At 58.7% G+C, this 18,093-nt stretch carries 16 protein-coding genes; 7 read left to right on the top strand and 9 right to left on the bottom strand.

What is annotated here, in order from left to right:
* Positions 1-188: 188 nt before the first annotated feature.
* Positions 189-1,007: a UDP pyrophosphate synthase gene (locus O3648_RS01145; RefSeq protein ID WP_371567897.1), complete on the top strand. Its 819-nt coding sequence runs from the start codon at positions 189-191 to the stop codon at positions 1,005-1,007.
* A gap of 132 nt (positions 1,008-1,139) precedes the next feature.
* Here O3648_RS01145 and O3648_RS01140 read toward each other — a convergent pair whose 3' ends face one another.
* The gene (locus O3648_RS01140) at positions 1,140-2,291 is read right to left on the bottom strand and encodes an ABC transporter permease (RefSeq protein ID WP_371567895.1); all 1,152 of its coding nucleotides are present in this window, start codon (positions 2,289-2,291) and stop codon (positions 1,140-1,142) included.
* Positions 2,292-2,450: 159 nt separating this feature from the next.
* Between O3648_RS01140 and O3648_RS01135 the strand changes: the two genes are divergently transcribed.
* A complete protein-coding gene (locus O3648_RS01135) occupies positions 2,451-3,074 on the top strand; it encodes a TetR/AcrR family transcriptional regulator (protein WP_371567894.1) in 624 nt (207 codons plus the stop codon).
* Between the two features lie 114 nt (positions 3,075-3,188).
* Positions 3,189-4,298: a sucrase ferredoxin gene (locus O3648_RS01130; protein WP_371567892.1), complete on the top strand. Its 1,110-nt coding sequence runs from the start codon at positions 3,189-3,191 to the stop codon at positions 4,296-4,298.
* A gap of 215 nt (positions 4,299-4,513) precedes the next feature.
* Here the strand turns inward: O3648_RS01130 and O3648_RS01125 are convergent, their stop codons facing one another.
* The 3 genes from O3648_RS01125 to O3648_RS01115 form a co-directional block, all read right to left on the bottom strand.
* A complete protein-coding gene (locus O3648_RS01125) occupies positions 4,514-6,175 on the bottom strand; it encodes an NAD-dependent succinate-semialdehyde dehydrogenase (RefSeq protein ID WP_371567890.1) in 1,662 nt (553 codons plus the stop codon).
* A gap of 187 nt (positions 6,176-6,362) precedes the next feature.
* Positions 6,363-6,806 (bottom strand): glycerophosphodiester phosphodiesterase family protein, encoded by a 444-nt coding sequence (locus O3648_RS01120; RefSeq protein WP_371567888.1) that lies wholly within the window; start codon positions 6,804-6,806, stop codon positions 6,363-6,365.
* 343 nt (positions 6,807-7,149) lie between these two features.
* Entirely contained in the window at positions 7,150-7,662 is a 513-nt protein-coding gene (locus O3648_RS01115) for a PTS glucose transporter subunit IIA (RefSeq protein WP_279741888.1), read from the bottom strand.
* A 337-nt stretch (positions 7,663-7,999) separates the two neighbouring features.
* On the opposite strand from O3648_RS01115, the gene O3648_RS01110 reads away from it, so the two are divergent.
* On the top strand, positions 8,000-8,584 hold the full coding sequence (locus O3648_RS01110; protein ID WP_279790779.1) for an arsenic metallochaperone ArsD family protein: 585 nt from the start codon (positions 8,000-8,002) through the stop codon (positions 8,582-8,584).
* A 202-nt stretch (positions 8,585-8,786) separates the two neighbouring features.
* Here the strand turns inward: O3648_RS01110 and fbaA are convergent, their stop codons facing one another.
* The gene (gene fbaA, locus O3648_RS01105; RefSeq protein ID WP_012902702.1) at positions 8,787-9,812 is read right to left on the bottom strand and encodes a class II fructose-bisphosphate aldolase; all 1,026 of its coding nucleotides are present in this window, start codon (positions 9,810-9,812) and stop codon (positions 8,787-8,789) included.
* 261 nt (positions 9,813-10,073) lie between these two features.
* Between fbaA and O3648_RS01100 the strand changes: the two genes are divergently transcribed.
* From O3648_RS01100 to O3648_RS01090, 3 genes are all read left to right on the top strand, one after another.
* Complete coding sequence (locus O3648_RS01100; protein ID WP_279741890.1) at positions 10,074-10,460, top strand: cobalamin ABC transporter ATPase; 387 nt, start codon at positions 10,074-10,076, stop codon at positions 10,458-10,460.
* A 306-nt stretch (positions 10,461-10,766) separates the two neighbouring features.
* Positions 10,767-12,362: an amino acid permease gene (locus O3648_RS01095; protein ID WP_371567885.1), complete on the top strand. Its 1,596-nt coding sequence runs from the start codon at positions 10,767-10,769 to the stop codon at positions 12,360-12,362.
* 279 nt (positions 12,363-12,641) lie between these two features.
* On the top strand, positions 12,642-13,694 hold the full coding sequence (locus O3648_RS01090; RefSeq protein ID WP_279754444.1) for an ornithine cyclodeaminase: 1,053 nt from the start codon (positions 12,642-12,644) through the stop codon (positions 13,692-13,694).
* A 206-nt stretch (positions 13,695-13,900) separates the two neighbouring features.
* On the opposite strand, the gene O3648_RS01085 is transcribed toward O3648_RS01090, so the two are convergent.
* The 4 genes from O3648_RS01085 to O3648_RS01070 all read right to left on the bottom strand — a co-directional run bounded on the left by O3648_RS01085 (position 13,901) and on the right by O3648_RS01070 (position 18,078).
* Positions 13,901-14,758, bottom strand: coding sequence for a hypothetical protein (locus tag O3648_RS01085; protein ID WP_371568016.1), 858 nt, complete (start codon positions 14,756-14,758; stop codon positions 13,901-13,903).
* Positions 14,759-14,980: 222 nt separating this feature from the next.
* On the bottom strand, positions 14,981-15,727 hold the full coding sequence (locus O3648_RS01080; RefSeq protein WP_279788269.1) for an RNA methyltransferase: 747 nt from the start codon (positions 15,725-15,727) through the stop codon (positions 14,981-14,983).
* Positions 15,728-15,850: 123 nt separating this feature from the next.
* Positions 15,851-16,432, bottom strand: a complete 582-nt coding sequence (pyrE, locus tag O3648_RS01075; protein ID WP_005507935.1) for an orotate phosphoribosyltransferase — start codon at positions 16,430-16,432, stop codon at positions 15,851-15,853.
* Positions 16,433-16,497: 65 nt separating this feature from the next.
* A complete protein-coding gene (locus O3648_RS01070) occupies positions 16,498-18,078 on the bottom strand; it encodes an anthranilate synthase component I family protein (protein ID WP_279788267.1) in 1,581 nt (526 codons plus the stop codon).
* Positions 18,079-18,093: the final 15 nt, after the last annotated feature.

Here is an 18,093-nt window from a genome sequence, read left to right as displayed (position 1 = left end):
TGTTAAGTCACCTTCTCAAGAAGTGTTCTCAAGACCACCTAGTTCGCGTGGTCTACAGGGGGGTGTGGCCGCGACGCCACAGGCTCCCCGTAACAGATTGGAGATACACCATGTCTAGCCACCTCACGAGGTCTACCGGCAGTGCAACGCCTACCCACAATACAGAGCCTACCGGCGCAAGGCGTAACTTGGCGCGAGCTACCGCCGCAATCCTGCTGGGCCTCACGCTCTCCTCGTGCTCTTTTGGCCCTCCGTTGGAGAAGGACGAAAGCGCCCGAGCAATCTTCGACGTAGAAAATGACCAGGTGATCCTACCCCTGGATGCATACGACACCACCGGTAAGGACGAATACTTCACCAAGGCCCTTGAGCTGGCACGCAAAAAGTGTTTTGCCGAACACGGGCAGCACTACGAGATGTTTGTCCGCACCGAGGGGGCCGGCAGGAACTACGGCAGGACCTACGGATTCTGGAATGTTGAGCGCGCCCAAAAATACGGCCTCCACGAGCCCAATGAATCGAATACGCTGGATCTGTCCTCCCCTGCGCCCTCCTCCGACCCCGGGAAGGATGTCAGGACCGAATGTTATCAGCGCGCCATCGATGAGATGAAGCAAATTGGAGAGATACCATTCGGCTCCGCCACGTATAGACGTTTGGAGACCGATGCCCGAGACGCCGCAGGGGATCGACAGCTCAAAAAATCCCTCGACGACGAATGGAAGCGATGCGTCAAAGACAAGGGCCTCACCCCCGATAGTGAGATGACCGTCAAGGAAGAAAAGAACATTCCTCAGAGCACCACCCCCTCCGAAGAAGAAATTCGAATCGCAGTCATCGAAGCGCAGTGCAATCAGGATGTAGGCCGTTCGCAGAAGCTCTACGACCTGGAGGCGCAGTACCAGAAGCCGCTCGTCGCCAAGAACCAGGCAGCCCTGGAGAATGAGCTTAAAGAATTCAAGCGCCGGGACGAGCAGTTCAAGCAGTACGTCCTCGACAACCAGTAACAGCGCATAACAGTCGGTAAGTCGACAGAAAAGGGTGTGTGCCGTGTTCAGTGAACATGGCGCACACCCTTCTTACCTTGTACCGGCCATATTGTGCCGGCTACGTTGCGCCGGTTATCCAACCCGCGGTGGTTATGCCTCCACCGTTGCGGTGCGGCGTTCCTTGACGGCCCAGCCAATCACGCCGGCGAGCAGACCGAACGCGATCCAAGAGCCGAGTACCAGCCACTGGCCGCTCGTTGCAGCCTCCGGGAAGTACGCGATGGAACGTAGCAGTGTCGAGGAGGCACCTGGAACCATCACCTGACCAATCTGACCCCACGCACCGGGTAGGAACACGCTCGGCATGGACGCACCCGAAATCGGGTTACCGATGAACATGGTCACCACCGCACCCAGACCCAAGCCAGCGGCGGGAACCAGTAGGGCGCCCATACCAATCATGAAGGATGCGGTCGCCAAATAGGTTGCGGCAAATGCTGCCCGCAGGGTTGCAAAATCACCGGGAATCAAACCGAACCAGGTGCTTAGGATTAGGGTGCTCACAGCACCGGCGATGACAGCATACAGGGTTGCGGTAGCAAAGCGGCGCCAGGTGCCCTTGATAAGGGTCAGGGAGAGCGCGCCGCCGAGGATTCCACCTATAACCAGGGGGAAAGCGGCAATAGCCAGGCCGGTACCGGAGGAGTCACTCTCGCTCAGGGGCACCACGGCGGTGGTCTTCACCGCCATGGCGGATGCCTGCTCGGCCTGCGCCTTCATCTGCTCCAGTTGCGCGGCGGCCTGGGCACCCTGCTCACCGCCAGCCTGCACTGCCTGGGTGAGGGCTTCAGTCTTAGCGGTGAGTGCCTTCTGCTGAATCTGCGCGTTCAGCTGGGCGGCTACACCGTTGAGCATTTGGGTTGCTGCGGCATTGGCGGCGGGGGCGGTCAGCACCTCGGGTGCGGCGCCTTCGGTGAAGATAATTGCGCCATAGGTTTCACGCTGCTTGATCTGTTGTTCAGTCTCTTCACGGGAGGAAGCCTGCTTCAGTTCAAAGGTCTCAATGCCCTTGTCTTTGAGAGACTGTTCAAACTGGCTGACGGTCACCTCGGGACCCGCGATAGAGACGGGCAGGTTCTTTGCCTCCATAGTCTTGGTGGGCCAGGTGAAGGCGAGGATAACAACCGCAACGATCAGGGATGCCAGCAGGGAGGTGCTGATGACCTTAATCCAGGAGGAGCGTTCGGGGGCTGCCGGGGTCACCGATTCCGCGGTGACTACAGCGGTGGTTTCAGTGTTCATGATAATCTCCAAACAAAATGCTTATTTCGTTTACGAGATAGAACTCTACCCCCGGTTTTTGTTGCAAGCAAACAAAATAGCTATTTTGTTTGCAATGTCACAAAAAGAATTGGTATTGTGTTTATGCTTTCCGGGTCCCTCACCCCCTAGACTGGAACTATGCCCCGACTAACAGACGCCACCAAAGCCGCACGTCGCACCCAAATCATCGAAGCAGCCATCACCTGCTTCCTCGAACGCGGCTACATCAACACCTCCATGAGCGACATCATCAAGGCCTCCGGCCTGTCCTCCGGATCCATCTACTCGCACTTCACCGGCAAAGAAGACATCCTCACCACCGCCATTAACGAACGCCTCAACCGCATCAAGGAACTCTACGCCGCACTCCCCGAAGGCACCGGACCCCAAGATATCCTCGAAACCATATACACCAACCAGCTGGTTAACGAGAACTTCTCCGCCATGCTGCGCATCCGCCTTGAATCGCTCCACGTACCCGAAATTGCCAAGGCAACCGCGGAGGTCATTCCTCTATTGCAGGGCATCATCGTAAAAACCCTCACCCCCTGGGCAGCTGAACAACTGAGCGTTCTACACGAAATCAACTCCGACCCGGCGCAGCGCACCCCCGAGCAGGAGGCACTCATCGCCGACTACACCCGCGACACCGCGGACGCCCTCATGATGGTCTTCCAGGGGTACATGATCCGCTCCTTCCTTGGCACCCCCGAAGAGAAAGATCGCCTCTACCGCGTCGCTTTGGCACTTCTTCCTGAGTAGTTGACCGCCCGATAATCCCCAAAAATCACCCCGATACGGTTGTCTTTTAGATTTATTGGCGATTTTTCGGCACTATAGTGCCCTCATCATCTGCAGGCGTAGAATCGAGGAATTATGACTGAATCCTGCACCCCCGCCATCCCCGAACCGCACGCCACCAACCCCACTGAGCTAAATAATCTGCGTGCCGCGCACTCCGATGAGCTCTCCTCACGCACCCGCACCACGAGCATCCCGGCGGACTCCTGCTCCCTCTACGACGACGAAGCACTCGGTGGCACTGCTGGACGCGCCACCGCCTGGCTGGCACTCGAACACGTGGGCCAGTGGGGCCGCGACGTACTGGACGGATCCACCCTCGGTGAGAAGCTTTCGACGGCATTGGGCGAGGCAGTCTCACAGGCGGGGCTGAAGTTCCTACTCATCCGTCAGACTGGCAGGGAGGGGCGCGTACTGCACGGCGCACCGGATGCAGCTGGCAACCCGACCCACCGGGTGCTCTACGCGCTCTGCACCCCGGGTGGGGAGAAGCTCTACTCCTTCAGCGTGAGCACCCCCGAGCAACTGCTCAAGCTGCCCTTGGACAACCCGCAGGAGTTGATTCAGGCGACCGGCGCGGAGCTCATGGACTCCCCCGCCATTCTCGTATGCGCCCATTCTAAGCGTGACCGTTGCTGCGCGCTACGCGGTCGACCTATTGCGGCGCATCTGACGGATATCCTGCCCGCGAACGCAGTCTGGGAGTGCTCACATACGGGCGGTCACCGCTTCGCCCCGGTCGGCATTATGTTGCCCACCGGCTACACCTACGGTCGTCTCTCGGAGCCTTCGGCACTGGCGGCGTACCTATCTCTGGCGAGTCGCGCTATTCCGTCGCTGCACGGTCTGCGTGGGCGCAGCACGGATACCCCGGTGGAGCAGGCGGCGGAGGTTGCCGTACGCCTCGAACTAGAGAAAAAGGGTGAAGAAGTAACCTCTGGAGGTTTGGTTTCACGTGAAACATCGGCAGTAGAGGCACTAAACGCACTCCGCGGGGCTGGTATCAAGCCCCCGGCAGAAACCATCGAACACCCCACCCTGGAGGCGGCACTCACCTCCCACACCGACGGACGCACCTGGGTCACCTTCTTCGAGCAGGTCGCCCTGGAGCCACGTCCCAACTCCTGTGGCAAGGGTCCAGCAGAGGCTTTCAGCCGCAAGCTGCTCGCGCTGCACCAGATATAACCCCCGCGCCAACTCTAAGCACTGGGCCAGCTCTAGGCAGAGTCATTTCTAGGCAGTACCAGCTCTAGCACCCGCGCATGATTAGACAGCGCAAAGCCCCGGCGGGCACCTTCTCGGGTGCCCGCCGGGGCTTCACTGCATCCAGAGCTCGTCATCCAGAGCTCGTCATCCAGGGTTCGTCGCAGCCGGCATCTCGCTGTATCCGGCAAACAGGCTTATCCGGCGAACGGGTTCGGCGCGCCGATATACTGCAGCTCGGTGTACTCCTCCAGTCCCTCGGGGCCGCCCTCACGACCGATACCGGACTGCTTCACACCGCCAAACGGGGCGGCGGCGTTCGAGATGACACCTGAGTTGTAACCGATCAGGCCGAACTCCAGGCCAGCCGCCATGCGCGTAAAGCGCGGGTGGTTGCTCGTGTACACGTACGCCGCCAGGCCGTACTCCGTGTCGTTGGCAAGCTTCAGGGCGGTGCGTTCTCCCTCCTCGCCGTAGCCGCTGAACGTGGCAATCGGGGCGACGGGGCCGAAGATTTCTTCACGCCACACACGCATCGAATCAGTCACGCCGGTCAGCACGGTGGGGCGAATAAAGTTGCCCTTGTTGAGGTTCCTGGGCATGCCGCCGGTATCGCTCGGAACATTCTTCTCAAGCTCGGGAATATACCCGCCGCAGGCAAGGAGCGCACCCTTACCCAGGGCATCTTCCACCATAAAAAGCATGGATTCAACCGCTGAAGGTTGAATAAGCGGTCCACATTCGGTTCCGTCAATGGCTCCGTCACCCACGACGGTCGCCTCCATACGCTCCACGAAGACGCGGGTGAACTCTTCGGCAACGTCCTCGTGCACGATGAATCGATTGGCGGCAGTGCACGCCTCGCCCATGTTCCTCATCTTCGCCGCGTAGGCACCCTCCACGGCGGCGGGGATATCCGCGTCCTCAAAGACGATGAACGGTGCGTTGCCGCCCAGTTCCATAGAGGTGCGCAGAACGTTCTGCGAGGCCTGCGCGAGCAGGGTCCGGCCCACCGCGGTGGAGCCGGTGAACGAGACCTTCCGCAGGCGCTCATCAGCCATCAGCGCGGAGACAACCTCACCGGTACGGGAGGTAGTCACCACGTTCAGCACGCCGTCCGGCAGGCCCGCCTCACGCATCAGGGACGCGAAGTACAGGGAGCTGAGCGGAGTCAGGGAGGCGGGCTTGAGCACCGCGGTGCAGCCCGCCGCGAGCGCCGGGGCGACCTTGCGTGCCGCCATGGCGAGCGGGAAGTTCCAGGGGGTAATCAGCAGGCAGGGGCCGACGGGGCGGCGTACGGTGGTGATTTGCAGCCCGGATTCGGGGGCGACGGCGGTGCGGCCGAAGTTGCGGGCGGCTTCTTCGGCGTACCAACGCAGGTAGTTTGCCGCGTAGGCGACTTCGCCGCGGGACTGGTCGAGGGGCTTACCCATTTCGAGGGTCATGAGCCGGGCGATGACTTCGGTGCGTTGCGTCATGAGCGTGTAGGCGTGGTTGAGGATGTCGGCGCGTTCGCGGACGCTGGTTGCCGCCCATGAGGTGCGGGCGTCGCAGGCGGCGTCGAGTGCTTCGATACCCTGTTCGACGCTGGCGTCGGCGACGTGCGCGAGGATTTGGCCGCAGGAGGGGTTGTGTACGGGGAAGGAGCCGTTGTCGCCGGTGACCCAACTGCCGCCGATGAGCAGATCGGTGGGCACGTAGAAGAAGGGGTAGGAGGGTCGCTCGTAGGGGTCGATAGGTTCACGCTGCGGCATGTTGATGCTTTGCATGTGCGGTTCGGTGCGGCCTCGCAGCGAGGCGGATTTCGCAGCGGTCTTTGCGGCGGGATTCTCGGCGGAGCTTTCGGGTGAGGTGGTCATGGCGTGCCTTTCGGGTTGGGGCGGCCGGTGCGGTCGACTCTGACGCTTTTAATTCTAGTCCCGCGCGCTCCCCTACCCTGCGAGTCTTCCCCGCCCACATAGACATCCCCGCGTCCCTACGCACCCTCGCCCGCTCTCTCCACCTTGCAGTTCACTACCTGGCCGGTGGTGACCTTCTGGCGCAGCTTCATGGTATTTCGAGGGTGGGGATGTCGTACAGGTCAGTCTTTTCACCCAGGTTCTTGCGCATGTTGACCTTGTGCTGGCGCAGTTTGGCGAGGGTGTGGCCGCGCACGTCCATGGACGCACCGGTGGTGTGCTTGATGTTAGTGTTGTGCATGCAGACGAACTGGCCGTCGCTGGTGGTGCGTACGAAAATTTCGACGGCGAGGGCGCCGCGGCGTACGGACTCTGCGTAAGCGAAGGCAGTGTGCTCGGGGCTGATGTTGCCGTCACCGCGGTGGGCGATGAAAAATTCATCGGTCTTGTAGAGCAGCTGATGTGCGCGGGTGCTGGCTACGGCGCGGGCTTCGCCTGCCTGGAACATGAGGGCAGCGGGTGCCAGGGCGGAGGCACCGATGAAGCCGCGACGGCTCAGCAGATTCTTGGAGATCTTCGGGAATGCAGTCACTGTAGTGGTTCTTTTTCGTTTATGAGTTGAGGGTCCGGATTCCCTCAACTCAAGCTGCAACTCCATGTAGGATAATGATTTTTATCGGTGATTCACTGCACTCACAGGCAAATAGGGTATTACATGCACCTCATTCTTACCCACTGTGCCATACGGGTGAATGTGTTCCTCCTTTTCCGCTGTTTTTAATAGCGGTATTTCATGCGGCGTTAAAAAAATTTCTCGTATAACGGAAAAGGCCGCGCCTGTAGCCCGATTGAGCCTGCAGGACGCGACCTTTTGCGTTGAGTATTTTCGCGGGTTTTCGCCGCTGTTGAAGCTGAGCTATTTTCGCTGGTTCAGCTTACTTCTTGGATGCCTGAGCAACGCGTTCACCGGCTGCGACGGGGCGACGGGACTCAGAGTCCTTGGAGATGTTGAACTTTGCGGTGTTGGTGATCATCACCATGGTTTCCTTAGAGGGGATGCGACCCTCGATAGCTGCCCAGTCGACCTCGATGATGGGGGCGCCTGCCTCAACCTTGTCACCTACGTTAGCAAGCTTGGTGAAGCCGTCGCCGCCGAGCTCAACGGTGTCGATACCGATGTGGACCAGTACCTCGCCGCCGTTTTCGGTGCGGAGCATAAATGCGTGCAGGGTGTCCTGAATCAGTGCAATGGTGCCTGCAACGGGTGCGACGATGGTGCCTGCAGTGGGGTTCACTGCGTAGCCATCGCCCATAACGCCCTGAGAGAAAACGGGGTCGGAAACTTCGCTCAGCGGCAGGTACTCACCGGTAGCAGGTGCGACGTAGACGTCTGCGGACGATGCTTCCTGTGCGGCAGCTTCCTTCTTCTTCTTACCGAAACCAAACATATATGCTCCTTCTGGTCGTGTGGCGCTATGAATAGCGTGTATTTGTAGCGCTGATGCGTCCGCGTCGGATGCGGGCGTCGTTGCCTTATAGTGTCGCATCGGGCGGCGCCTGTCTGGATATTGCAGGGTTCGCACACTCCGGTGCATATGCACTCAGAATACAACACCTGAACCTGCAGCTCATGAGCTGAGAGTCATTCGACTCGAATTCTGCAAATATTCCGCAAATCTGGAACTTCGACTCACACTTCTACACTCTTGAGGTCGCGAGTACACTTAGTGAAGGAGTGGCACCCTCCCCCGAGTCGGTGCCCATAAGAGAGAAAAGGCTGAACTGATGACTGAAGCGGCTGAGACCGTTCTTGAAGTATTTATTCCGGGCCCCGGCGAGAACCCGGAGGATCCGCAGGATATGGAGCGTTCCATCTTCCTGGGTGCCGCGCAGGAGGCGCTGGATTCGGGCGTGGACATTGAGGTGTACTCCACCGACTCCTACCCTTCAGCATTTGAAGAGTGCGCACCGGTCGCCGAGCAGATTGAGATGAACGGCCGCGCGGTTCTGCCGCTCATGCTCGTCAACGGTGAGGTGAAGGTGTCCTTCGCGTACCCGACCGCCGAGCAGATTAAGCGCTTCTCCCGCGCTCACCTGGTTGCTCAGCCGAAGGCTAATGCGGCAGCGGCTGCGTGCGGCCCCTCCGGCTCCCCGGCGGCGTCAATGATCCCGAACCTGAGCCCTCTGGCGGAGCCTGCAGGTTTCGCGGCAACCCTGGCGGGTAAGGCACCCCAGCCGATTGGCGGCCCCGAGATTGGCAACCGTGTGAACCTCATGGGCGGCGACACCGGCGACGGTATTCCCACCTCCGGTTCGGTGGCTGTGAAGTCCGGCGGCTGCGGCTGCGGTGGTTGCGGCTGCGGCAAGTAAACCCACCCCTACCCAACTAAGAGCCCTGTTGAGACCCAGCACAGGAACTAACGCGAGTCCCTGCCCCGGCTGACTCTCACCTGAAATTTAAAAGAACGGTGCCCGCCTCCTCGTCATGAGGAAGCGGGCACCGTTTTCGCTTAAAGAAGCTTAGGTTCGCACCCGGCAACACCTACGGAGGTTGCGGCGGGCGAACAGTACCTTACTTGATGGAGGTACCGACGGAACCGAGCTGCTGGCAAGCCTCGACCACGCGTGCGGCCATACCTGCCTCTGCAGCTGCGCCCCAAACGCGGGGGTCGTAGGTCTTCTTGTTGCCGACCTCGCCGTCAACCTTCAGCACACCGTCGTAGTTGCTGAACATGTGGCCAGCAACGGGGCGGGTGAACGCGTACTGGGTGTCGGTGTCAATGTTCATCTTGATAACACCGTAGGACACTGCGTCTGCAATCTCCTGCTCGGTGGAGCCGGAGCCACCGTGGAAGACCAGGTAGAAGGGCTTGTCGCCCTTGCCGTACTTAGCGCCGACCTCGGTCTGGATTTCCTTGAGCAGCTCGGGGCGCAGGTGAACGTTACCGGGCTTGTACACGCCGTGAACGTTACCGAAGGTCAGAGCAGCCATGTAGGTGCCCTTCTCGCCCAGGCCGATTGCCTCAACGGTCTTGATTGCGTCTGCAACGGTGGTGTACAGGGAGTCGTCGATAGCGCCTTCAACGCCGTCTTCCTCGCCACCAACAGCACCAATCTCAACCTCGAGAACGAGCTTTGCCTTGGAGGTACGCTCGATCAGCTCAGCAGCGATCTTCAGGTTCTCATCCAGGTCGATTGCGGAGCCGTCCCACATGTGGGAGTTGAAGATGGGGTCTTCACCGCGAGCAACAGCCTTCTCGGACTCTGCCAGCAGGGGCAGGACGAAGCCTTCCAGCTTGTCCTTGGGGCAGTGGTCGGTGTGCAGTGCAATGTTCACGTCGTACTGCTTAGCAACTTCGCGTGCGTATGCTGCGAAGGCGAGGGAGCCAACGACCATGTCCTTCTTGGAAGCGCCGGACCAGTATGCTGCACCACCGGTGGATGCCTGGATGATGCCGTCCGAGCCAGCCTCTGCGAAGCCGCGGATAGCAGCGTTCAGGGTCTGGGAGGAGGTCACGTTCACTGCGGGGTACGCGAAGCCCTTTTCCTTCGCGGTCTGCAGCATTTCTGCGTAAACTTCTGGGGTTGCAATAGCCATATGCTGACTCCTTGGATAGATGCGACCGGTTACCGATATTGGGCCGGTTCACCGTATTTTGTTGGCGCGCGAGACGCCTCCTACTCACACTATTTTACCAAGATACGACTTATTTATCGCTAATTTTTTGTGGGTTTTTTTGGGTTTACCGCAATAAAAGTTCTGCCAAATACCGCGGTAAAGTAGAGGTGTTAATGACTTGATGTATTCTGTGCGCAGGTCAGCATACACATCACCCGGACGCAGCGAAAGGATCCTCCCATGATCAAGGCGAGCGCTAAAAATAATCCGAAACAGCTCGACGCGAAGCGTGAGAAGCGTGCCCGCCAGGCGCAGCGTCGTGCTGAGCGTGAGCACCCGAATGCGGCGGCTATTGCCCCGGTGCGCGCCCTGTTGGATGAGGTTCTGGAACGTAAGAGTCGTCATGTTTTGGGGCATGGCGATATGGCGAAATCCCTTGAGTTAATAGAGAAAATGCGTGATGAGGGTGCGAGCGACCACGAGATTGATGTGGCGCTTGCGGAGGCGAAGCTCCCCTCGGTCGTGCAGGTGGGTCGTAAGTCATTGATGCGTTGGCCGAGCTGGTGGTGGTTGAATCGTCGTGAGCGTGCGTTGCGGGCGAAGATTGACCGCCTGCTAGAGGGCTAACTCCCCATTCTGAATAGGTTGCTGGAGCACCCCGTTGTGGGTGCTCTTGTGCTGTGCACTGGTGGGGGAATTGATTTTTTAAACTCAGAGTTCAATTAATCTATTTCACAAAACAATGAAAACCACACAATACAACATGAACCAAATATATTCACAAGATATGCATTATATGTATATAAATTGTTACGTGACGCGGATTATATTTAACCAAATTGTCGTGCTATAGTCATTACAACTCACAGGCGTGTTCCCAACCACATTTCGTGTAGCACGTGCTCCAGATGTAACTATTCAAGGAGGTATAGCATGAGCACCTCACCGAACAAGAATCCGCAGACTTCTGCAGCGGATCAATACACTAAGCCCCCCACAGACGACCCGTTTGCACACGAACAGGAAGGCTTCCACAAGGGGCTTGGCGCACGTCAGCTCCAGATGATTGCCATCGGTTCCGCAATTGGTACCGGCCTGTTCCTGGGCACCGGTAGCCGCCTGCAGGATGCAGGCCCCATGCTCGCCGTCATCTACGCCGTCATCGGTTTCTTCGGCTACCTGATTCTTCGAGCCCTCGGCGAGCTGATTCTTCACCGCCCCTCCTCGGGCTCCTTCGTCTCCTACACCCGCGAATTCTATGGCGAAAAGGCTGCATTCGTATCCGGGTGGCTTTACTGGCTGAACTGGGCAATGACCGCCGTTGCAGACGCCACCGCTATCGCCATCTACATCAGCTGGTTCGGTCGATACAACCAGTTCTTCGCAGACATTCCCCAGTGGCTTAGCGCATTCATCGTCGTTATCGTCACCGTGGCTCTGAACCTCATCTCCGTGAAGCTCTTCGGTGAGCTGGAATTCTGGTTCGCGCTCATTAAGATTCTTGCCCTGCTGTCCTTCATGGCGGTAGGTATCTGGTACCTGGTCTTCGGTGAACCCATCAACGGCGTCACCCCCGGCTTGAGCCTTATTGCAGCCAATGACGGCTTCTTCCCCAACGGCATTCTTCCCGCTCTTATCGTGGTTCAGGGTGTTGTGTTCGCCTACGCCGGTATTGAGCTGGTCGGCACCACCAGTGGTGAAACCAAGAACGTTGAGAAGGTTATCCCCCGTGCTATCAACACCGTGATCTGGCGTATTGCGATTTTCTACGTTGGTTCCGTGGTTCTGCTCTGCCTGCTCATGCCCTACACCGCATACAAGGACGCAGAGTCGCCGTTCGTGACCTTCTTCGACGCTATCGGTATTCAAGGCACCGCACCGATTATGCAGCTGGTCGTGATTACCGCGGCTGCTTCCTCACTGAACGCTGGCCTGTACTCCACCGGCCGTATCCTCCACTCGATGGGTGTTGCCGGTTCGGCACCGAAGTTCGCCACCAAGGTGTCCCGCTCCGGCGTTCCGGTGGCAGGTATTCTGCTGACCGGTGTGGTGGGCCTCTTCGGTGTTGTGCTGAACTTCTTCGTTCCCGAGCAGGCGTTCGAGGTCGTGCTGAACATCGCATCTGTGGGCACCATGGCTAGCTGGGCGGCTATCGCAATGTCGCACCAGAAATACCTGAAGCTGATCGGCGAGGGCAAGTACAAGCGCCCCAACTACCGTGCACCCGGCGGTCGTTTCAGCGACTGGGCTGTGATGGGCTTCCTGGCTGTTGTGCTGGTGCTGATGGCTCTGGATTACCCGGTGGGCACCTACACCCTGGCATCGCTGCTGCTGGTTATCCCGCTGCTGATTATCGGCTGGTACACGGTTCGTGACCGCGTCTACGAGATTGCTCGCATCCGTGAAGGCTACACCGGTTCCGTGCCTGTGATTGCTGCCCGCCCCGTGGTGAAGAAGCTCGTTTCAGAGCCTCGTACCCACATTGACCTGGGTGAGTTTGAGGACGAGGACAACCCGAAGGGCAGCTAACCCGACCGGTTGCCTGTAATCCCGGTAATATCCCGGCGAAGGCGAATGAGGGGTTCTAGACCCTAGCCCTAGTCTAGGAGCTCTAGACTCTAGAACCCCCTCCCCGTACGTCTTTTCGTGTTCGCTTCCGTATTACATCCGTGTAATACATAAAGCAAAGTATATATCTACAGCATTTCTAATACGGTGTGTCCTGCAATATATTTTGAGATAATAGATATCCGCAGTGACCATCAGATGCACAAAGAAATTTTGTGCAGATATTCAAAGGAGAAAATCATGACTGAACGTCCTAACGCACACGCGGTGGAATTTGTTGACGTCGCCTCGATGGCGAAGTGGATTCAGAAGGACGGCGTAGGCAACATCATTGCCGGCATGGTCGACTTCCTCGAAGAAGACTTCAAGAAGTGGCAGAGTTTCGACAAGATCCCGCGCGTCGCCTCCCACACCCCCTTCGGCGTGATTGAGCTGATGCCCACCTCCGACAACATCACCTACTCCTTCAAGTACGTGAACGGCCACCCGTCCAACCCGGCACGCGGCTTCCAGACCGTGACCGCGTTCGGTCTGCTCGCTGACGTGGACAACGGCTACCCCGTGTTCCTGGCTGAGATGACCCTGCTGACCGCGCTGCGTACCGCTGGCGTGTCCGCCATGGTTGCTAAGCACCTGGCACGCAAGGATTCGAAGAAGATGGCGATGATTGGTACCGGCTCCCAGTCTGAGTTCCAGGCGCTGGGTATGCGCGCGGTGCTCGGCATTGAGGACCTATCCGTCTATGACGTTGATCCGCACGCGATGGAGAAGTTCCGCCGTAACCTGGAGCCGCTGGGCTTCCGCATCCACCTGGCTAAGGACGTGGACGAGGCTGTTCAGGATGCCGACATCATCACCACCTGCACCGCAGATAAGCAGCAGGCGAAGGTTCTGCTGGACCGCCAGGTAAAGCCCGGCGTGCACCTGAACGCTATTGGTGGCGACTGCCCCGGCAAGACTGAGCTGGAAAGCGAAATTCTGGACCGCTCCACCGTGTTCGTTGAGTTCCCGCCGCAGACCCGCATTGAGGGCGAGATTCAGCAGAAGGACCCGGACTTCCCCGTGGTGGAGTTCTGGAAGGTTCTGACCGGTGAGGAGCCCGGCCGCGTGTCGGATGAGCAGATTACCCTGTTTGATTCGGTGGGCTTCGCGATTGCTGACTTCTCGGGTCTGCGTTATGCCCGTGCGGCTACGCAGGACACCGACCTGCAGCAGTTCATTGACCTGGTTGCTAGCCCGGATGATCCGAAGGATCTGTACTCGCTGGTGAACGTTAACGTTCCGGTGGGCTAAAGGGCTCAGTAACCTGACGCTGAGTGGCCTTGAGCTGGCGAGCCTGTAGGTGCGTCGGCGTAGGCTGCGAGGTTGAGAGTGAATAAAGTGAGGGCCGGGGAGTGGTGACACTCCCCGGCTCCTTCTTGTGAAATTTTCGTATGCACGGATTTTCTTGGAGGCTATCCGCGGCTGGTTCGCCCGTTCTGCCTTTCAGGTGGCTGCGGCTACTGGCGGGTGGCAATAATTTCACGCGCCTTCGCTATCTTCGCATCACGATCGGCCTTCAAAGCATTCAGCAACGCCTGATTCTTCTCAATCAAAGGCCCCTGATAGGACGCCTCAAGATCACCCAAACGCTGAGCCAACCTCACCTTCTCACTACATTGAGCTTCAATGGTTGCCAGGCGGATAACCTCCTCCAACACTTTGGGATCATCAGCATTCAGATTGGCCGTTTCTTTGCTCGTCCATTCACCGTCCCCGGTGCGAGGCGTCAACCCTTCCTGACGCTGGCAGTCCCACCAATCTGAGCGGGCTTTCTTCCATTCAGGGTCAGCCTGCGCGCGTTGGTACGCTTCGCCACGGATACGCTCGACGGGGCGGTACTTTTCCTCATCAGCCACATCAAAATAGAGCATATCCAGTTCTTCCCGATGCTCTTCGCGGCAGCTGGCCCTGACGTCTTCAGGGATGCTCTTATAAATCCTTTCCTGCTCATCTCTGACTTGGATGGACGTAAAATGATTCGCCGCATGCTTCACGTTCCAGGAGCCGTACTGGGAGGCGTTGCCAGAAACCAAGCCATTTTCTAGAATTTCAAAATCGTATCCTTTTTTCGCATAGCACTCTTTAAGAATCAACAAATACGCCCTATATGTTATATCTTCGGCCTGGTCACTCATATCGTATTCGTCGAGCGGAAGAGTAATATAGTTATTTTCAAAATCCAGCTGGGCTTTGAGGCTAGTATCTTTAGGCGCAGCGGCGCAGGAACTTAAAGCTAAAGCAAAGCAGGCGAACAGAGCAGCAGATTTCTTCATTGTTACCAACCCTTTCAGGGGAATGACGTCACGGTCATTCATACCCACAACCCGCAATCATTAGCGAGCCGAAGTCAGGAAATCCATCGCATGTCCCAAACTGAAATTGAGAGTGCGGTTCTCACATCTCCTGTGACTTGCATTAACACTAACATGCCTAGGTAATTCCATGCATGGTTTAAGCCGCCCAAACCACAACGAAAAAGGTTCCGACGCGCACACAACGCATCGGAACCTTTAAACACCTCATAAACAGCCGCCAAACTACGACGGGATCTGGCCAAACACATGGCGGCGAACCCACGCATGCATCGCAATACCCGCAGCCGTCGCCGCATTCATCGAACGCGTCGACCCAAACTGCTCAATCGACAGAGTATCCCTAGCCGCCGCATGCAGCTCCTCCGACAAGCCCGGGCCCTCCTGCCCAAAAACCAGCACACACTTCTTCGGCAGATCATACGTCTCCAGGGGCACCGAATCCGGAAAAATATCAATACCAATAATCTCCAGACCCTCAGCCTGCGCCCACGCCACAAAATCCTCAATCGTCGGATGATGACGCACATGCTGATAACGATCCGTCACCATCGCACCACGACGATTCCAACGGCGACGCCCAATAATATGGACCTCCTTCGCCAACATCGCATTCGCAGTACGCACCACCGTGCCAATATTCAAATCATGCTGCCAATTCTCAATCGCCACATGAAAATCATGGCGGCGCGTATCCAGGTCAGCAATAATCGCGTCCATCGACCAGTAACGGTACTTATCCACCACGTTACGGCGGTCGCCCTCACGCAGCAGCTCCTCATCCCAATGGTCCCCCTCAGGCCACGGGCCCTCCCACGGACCCACACCCACCTCAAAACGAGCAGTACCCTGCTCAGTACCCTCAGCTACAGCCGCTTCCGCAGGCACAGCAGGCACGGCCTCAGCCGCCTCACGATTCTCAATCATCACAACCACCTTCACGCCAACAACCAGCGCCACTCCGGCGCCCACAGAGCCATCTTACAGACAAAAACCCGCACCACCAGCCACACACAGCAGCCAGCGGCACGGGTTCACCCGCCGCAACGGGAACGTCTTAAAAATTCACAAGGTCCTAGTCCAAGCCAGCAGAGACTAGTCCAGGCCCAGCTCATCCTTCGAGTACGCGTACAGGCACGGAACGCCCGCAACCTCTTCCACATGCTCCTTAGCGCCGGTCGCACGGTCAACAATCACAGCAACCGCCACAACCTCAGCACCAGCCTTACGCAGCGCCTCAACAGCAGTCAGCGCAGAACCACCGGTCGTGGAGGTGTCCTCAACAGCAACCACGCGGCGACCCTCAACGCTCGGGCCCTCCACCTGACGGCCCATGCCGTAAGACTTCTGAGCCTTACGCACCACAAACGCGTCAATCGCACGGTCCTGATCGCCAGCGGCACGCATAATCGCGGTACCCACCGGGTCAGCACCCATGGTCAGACCGCCAGCAGCCTCAAACTCGATGCCGTTCTTATCCAGCAGATCCAGCATGACCTGACCGACAAGGCGAGAAGCCTCGTGGTGCAGGGTAATGCGGCGCAGGTCAACGTAGTAGTCGGCTTCCTTGCCGGAGGCGAGGACCACGTGCCCGCGCACCACAGCCAGCTCAGAAATCAGCTGGCGCAGGCGTTCACGGGCTTCTTCAATAGGGAGGTTTTCAGAAAGCTTAGTCATAGTTCAAGTGTAGCGGCTCACGCGCAGGCGGCGCAGGCTATTCCCTGTGCTATTTCAGCGCTAGGTTATTCCACCACGCGACCCACAGACGGCGGCAACGCAGCACGCAACTTCGTCAGCATCTCCTCATACTCGGCGGCAGGATCCGAATCAGCAACCACCGCGCCACCGGCGGCAAGAGTCACCGTGCCCTCATCGTGCGCCACGAGCGTGCGAATCACAATCGACAGATTCGCCGAACCATCCACCGACACAAAGCCCAGAGCACCCGAATACACGCCGCGAGCGCGACTCTCCAAACCCTCAATAATCTGCATGGTCGAGGGCTTCGGGGCACCCGTCATCGAACCACCCGGGAAGCATGCCTGCGCGGCAGCCACCGCGCTCACACCCTCACGCAGACGCGAGCTGACCGTAGACACCAGCTGATGCACCGTCGAATAGCTCTCCACACCCATGAGCACCGGCACGCGCACGGACGCCGGGTCAGATACCGTGGACAGGTCATTACGCAGTAAATCCACAATCATGAGGTTCTCGGCGCGGGTCTTCTCATCGGTACGCAACCAAGCTGCAGCAGCCTCGTCTTCCTCCGGAGTGGCGCCACGAGCAATCGTGCCCTTAATCGGTTTCGTCTGGGCGTTACGCTGCTCATCCACGCTCAAAAAACGCTCCGGCGAGGAAGAAAGCACCGAAAAATCACCGCACCGCAGATACGCCGCATACGGCGCCGAATTGTGGGCGCGCTGGCGGCGGTACAGCTCAAAGAAAAGCTCCGGGCTCGGATTCTGGATGCGCGCATTCGTCTGCGCGGTCAGGCACACCTCGTAGCTGTTACCCTCGTAGATTTCGTGCTGACTAGCGCGAACGGCGTCCATGTAGGCTTCCGCGGCGGGTGCTGGGAAGAGCAGAGGCTCGGTAAGCTCGGGGGCATTGCCGGGAGTATTTACGGGAGTAGTTTCGGAGGCGCACTCCCCCTCCGGAGTCAGCACCGCGCTCAGTAGCCGCTCCGCCGCCTCACACCACGACTCATCGCCCACCAGCCAGCTACGCGCCGCACAACCCGGGCGGGCATGCTCATGCACCAGGTAGCGGACCGCCGGCAACCACAGAGAATCCGGGGTCGGCGCCTCATGCGCCGGCAGGTAGCCCGGCACCGGGTGGCCGTGCTCCAGGCCCATGGCGGCACGTGCCTCATAGCCGAAATAGCCCACGTAACCGCCACGCAAACCCGCGGGCAGATCGGTCGCCGCCGCAACATCAGGGTGCACGCGCGGTGCGCAGGCAAGCGCCGTCTCCAACTGGGCGAAGGGGTCTTCCGCACCGGATTCAGCCGCCGCACGCGCCGAATCCACGCGCAAAGGCGACAGCTTCGCCGGAACCACACCCACATACGAGGCAACCGACATGGGCGACTCTTCACGCGCCGAATCCAGCCAGAAGGAATACTTGGCACCACCGGTCAGCAGCGGGTACGCGTCCTCGCAGTTCACCGCGAAAGGAAGCGGGCGCACGATAAGCTCCCGCGTCTGCGCATCCCACGGGGTGCTCTGCAGAATACTCGGCAGGGCATGCGGGGACGCAGAAGCGGGAGCGTTCGGGGTAGAAAAAATACGGTCCGCGGAATTTTCAGTCACGGACTCCATTGTATGGCGTGCAGG

Source organism: Rothia sp. 27098_8_161, from assembly GCF_041432905.1.
Classification (GTDB): Bacteria; Actinomycetota; Actinomycetes; order Actinomycetales; family Micrococcaceae; genus Rothia.
Note: the sequence above shows the minus strand (reverse complement) of the source record. Positions and strands in the feature narration are given on the sequence as shown.

What these genes read in the sequence shown, in the direction of transcription:
- pyrE (WP_005507935.1), bottom strand. Translation starts at nt 16,432, where the DNA reads ATGACTAAGCTTTCTGAAAACCTCCCTATTGAAGAAGCCCGTGAACGC.
- O3648_RS01140 (WP_371567895.1), bottom strand. Translation starts at nt 2,291, where the DNA reads ATGAACACTGAAACCACCGCTGTAGTCACCGCGGAATCGGTGACCCCG.
- O3648_RS01110 (WP_279790779.1), top strand. Translation starts at nt 8,000, where the DNA reads ATGACTGAAGCGGCTGAGACCGTTCTTGAAGTATTTATTCCGGGCCCC.
- O3648_RS01115 (WP_279741888.1), bottom strand. Translation starts at nt 7,662, where the DNA reads ATGTTTGGTTTCGGTAAGAAGAAGAAGGAAGCTGCCGCACAGGAAGCA.
- O3648_RS01090 (WP_279754444.1), top strand. Translation starts at nt 12,642, where the DNA reads ATGACTGAACGTCCTAACGCACACGCGGTGGAATTTGTTGACGTCGCC.
- O3648_RS01130 (WP_371567892.1), top strand. Translation starts at nt 3,189, where the DNA reads ATGACTGAATCCTGCACCCCCGCCATCCCCGAACCGCACGCCACCAAC.
- O3648_RS01095 (WP_371567885.1), top strand. Translation starts at nt 10,767, where the DNA reads ATGAGCACCTCACCGAACAAGAATCCGCAGACTTCTGCAGCGGATCAA.
- O3648_RS01135 (WP_371567894.1), top strand. Translation starts at nt 2,451, where the DNA reads ATGCCCCGACTAACAGACGCCACCAAAGCCGCACGTCGCACCCAAATC.
- O3648_RS01125 (WP_371567890.1), bottom strand. Translation starts at nt 6,175, where the DNA reads ATGACCACCTCACCCGAAAGCTCCGCCGAGAATCCCGCCGCAAAGACC.
- O3648_RS01070 (WP_279788267.1), bottom strand. Translation starts at nt 18,078, where the DNA reads ATGGAGTCCGTGACTGAAAATTCCGCGGACCGTATTTTTTCTACCCCG.
- O3648_RS01100 (WP_279741890.1), top strand. Translation starts at nt 10,074, where the DNA reads ATGATCAAGGCGAGCGCTAAAAATAATCCGAAACAGCTCGACGCGAAG.
- O3648_RS01085 (WP_371568016.1), bottom strand. Translation starts at nt 14,758, where the DNA reads ATGAATGACCGTGACGTCATTCCCCTGAAAGGGTTGGTAACAATGAAG.
- fbaA (WP_012902702.1), bottom strand. Translation starts at nt 9,812, where the DNA reads ATGGCTATTGCAACCCCAGAAGTTTACGCAGAAATGCTGCAGACCGCG.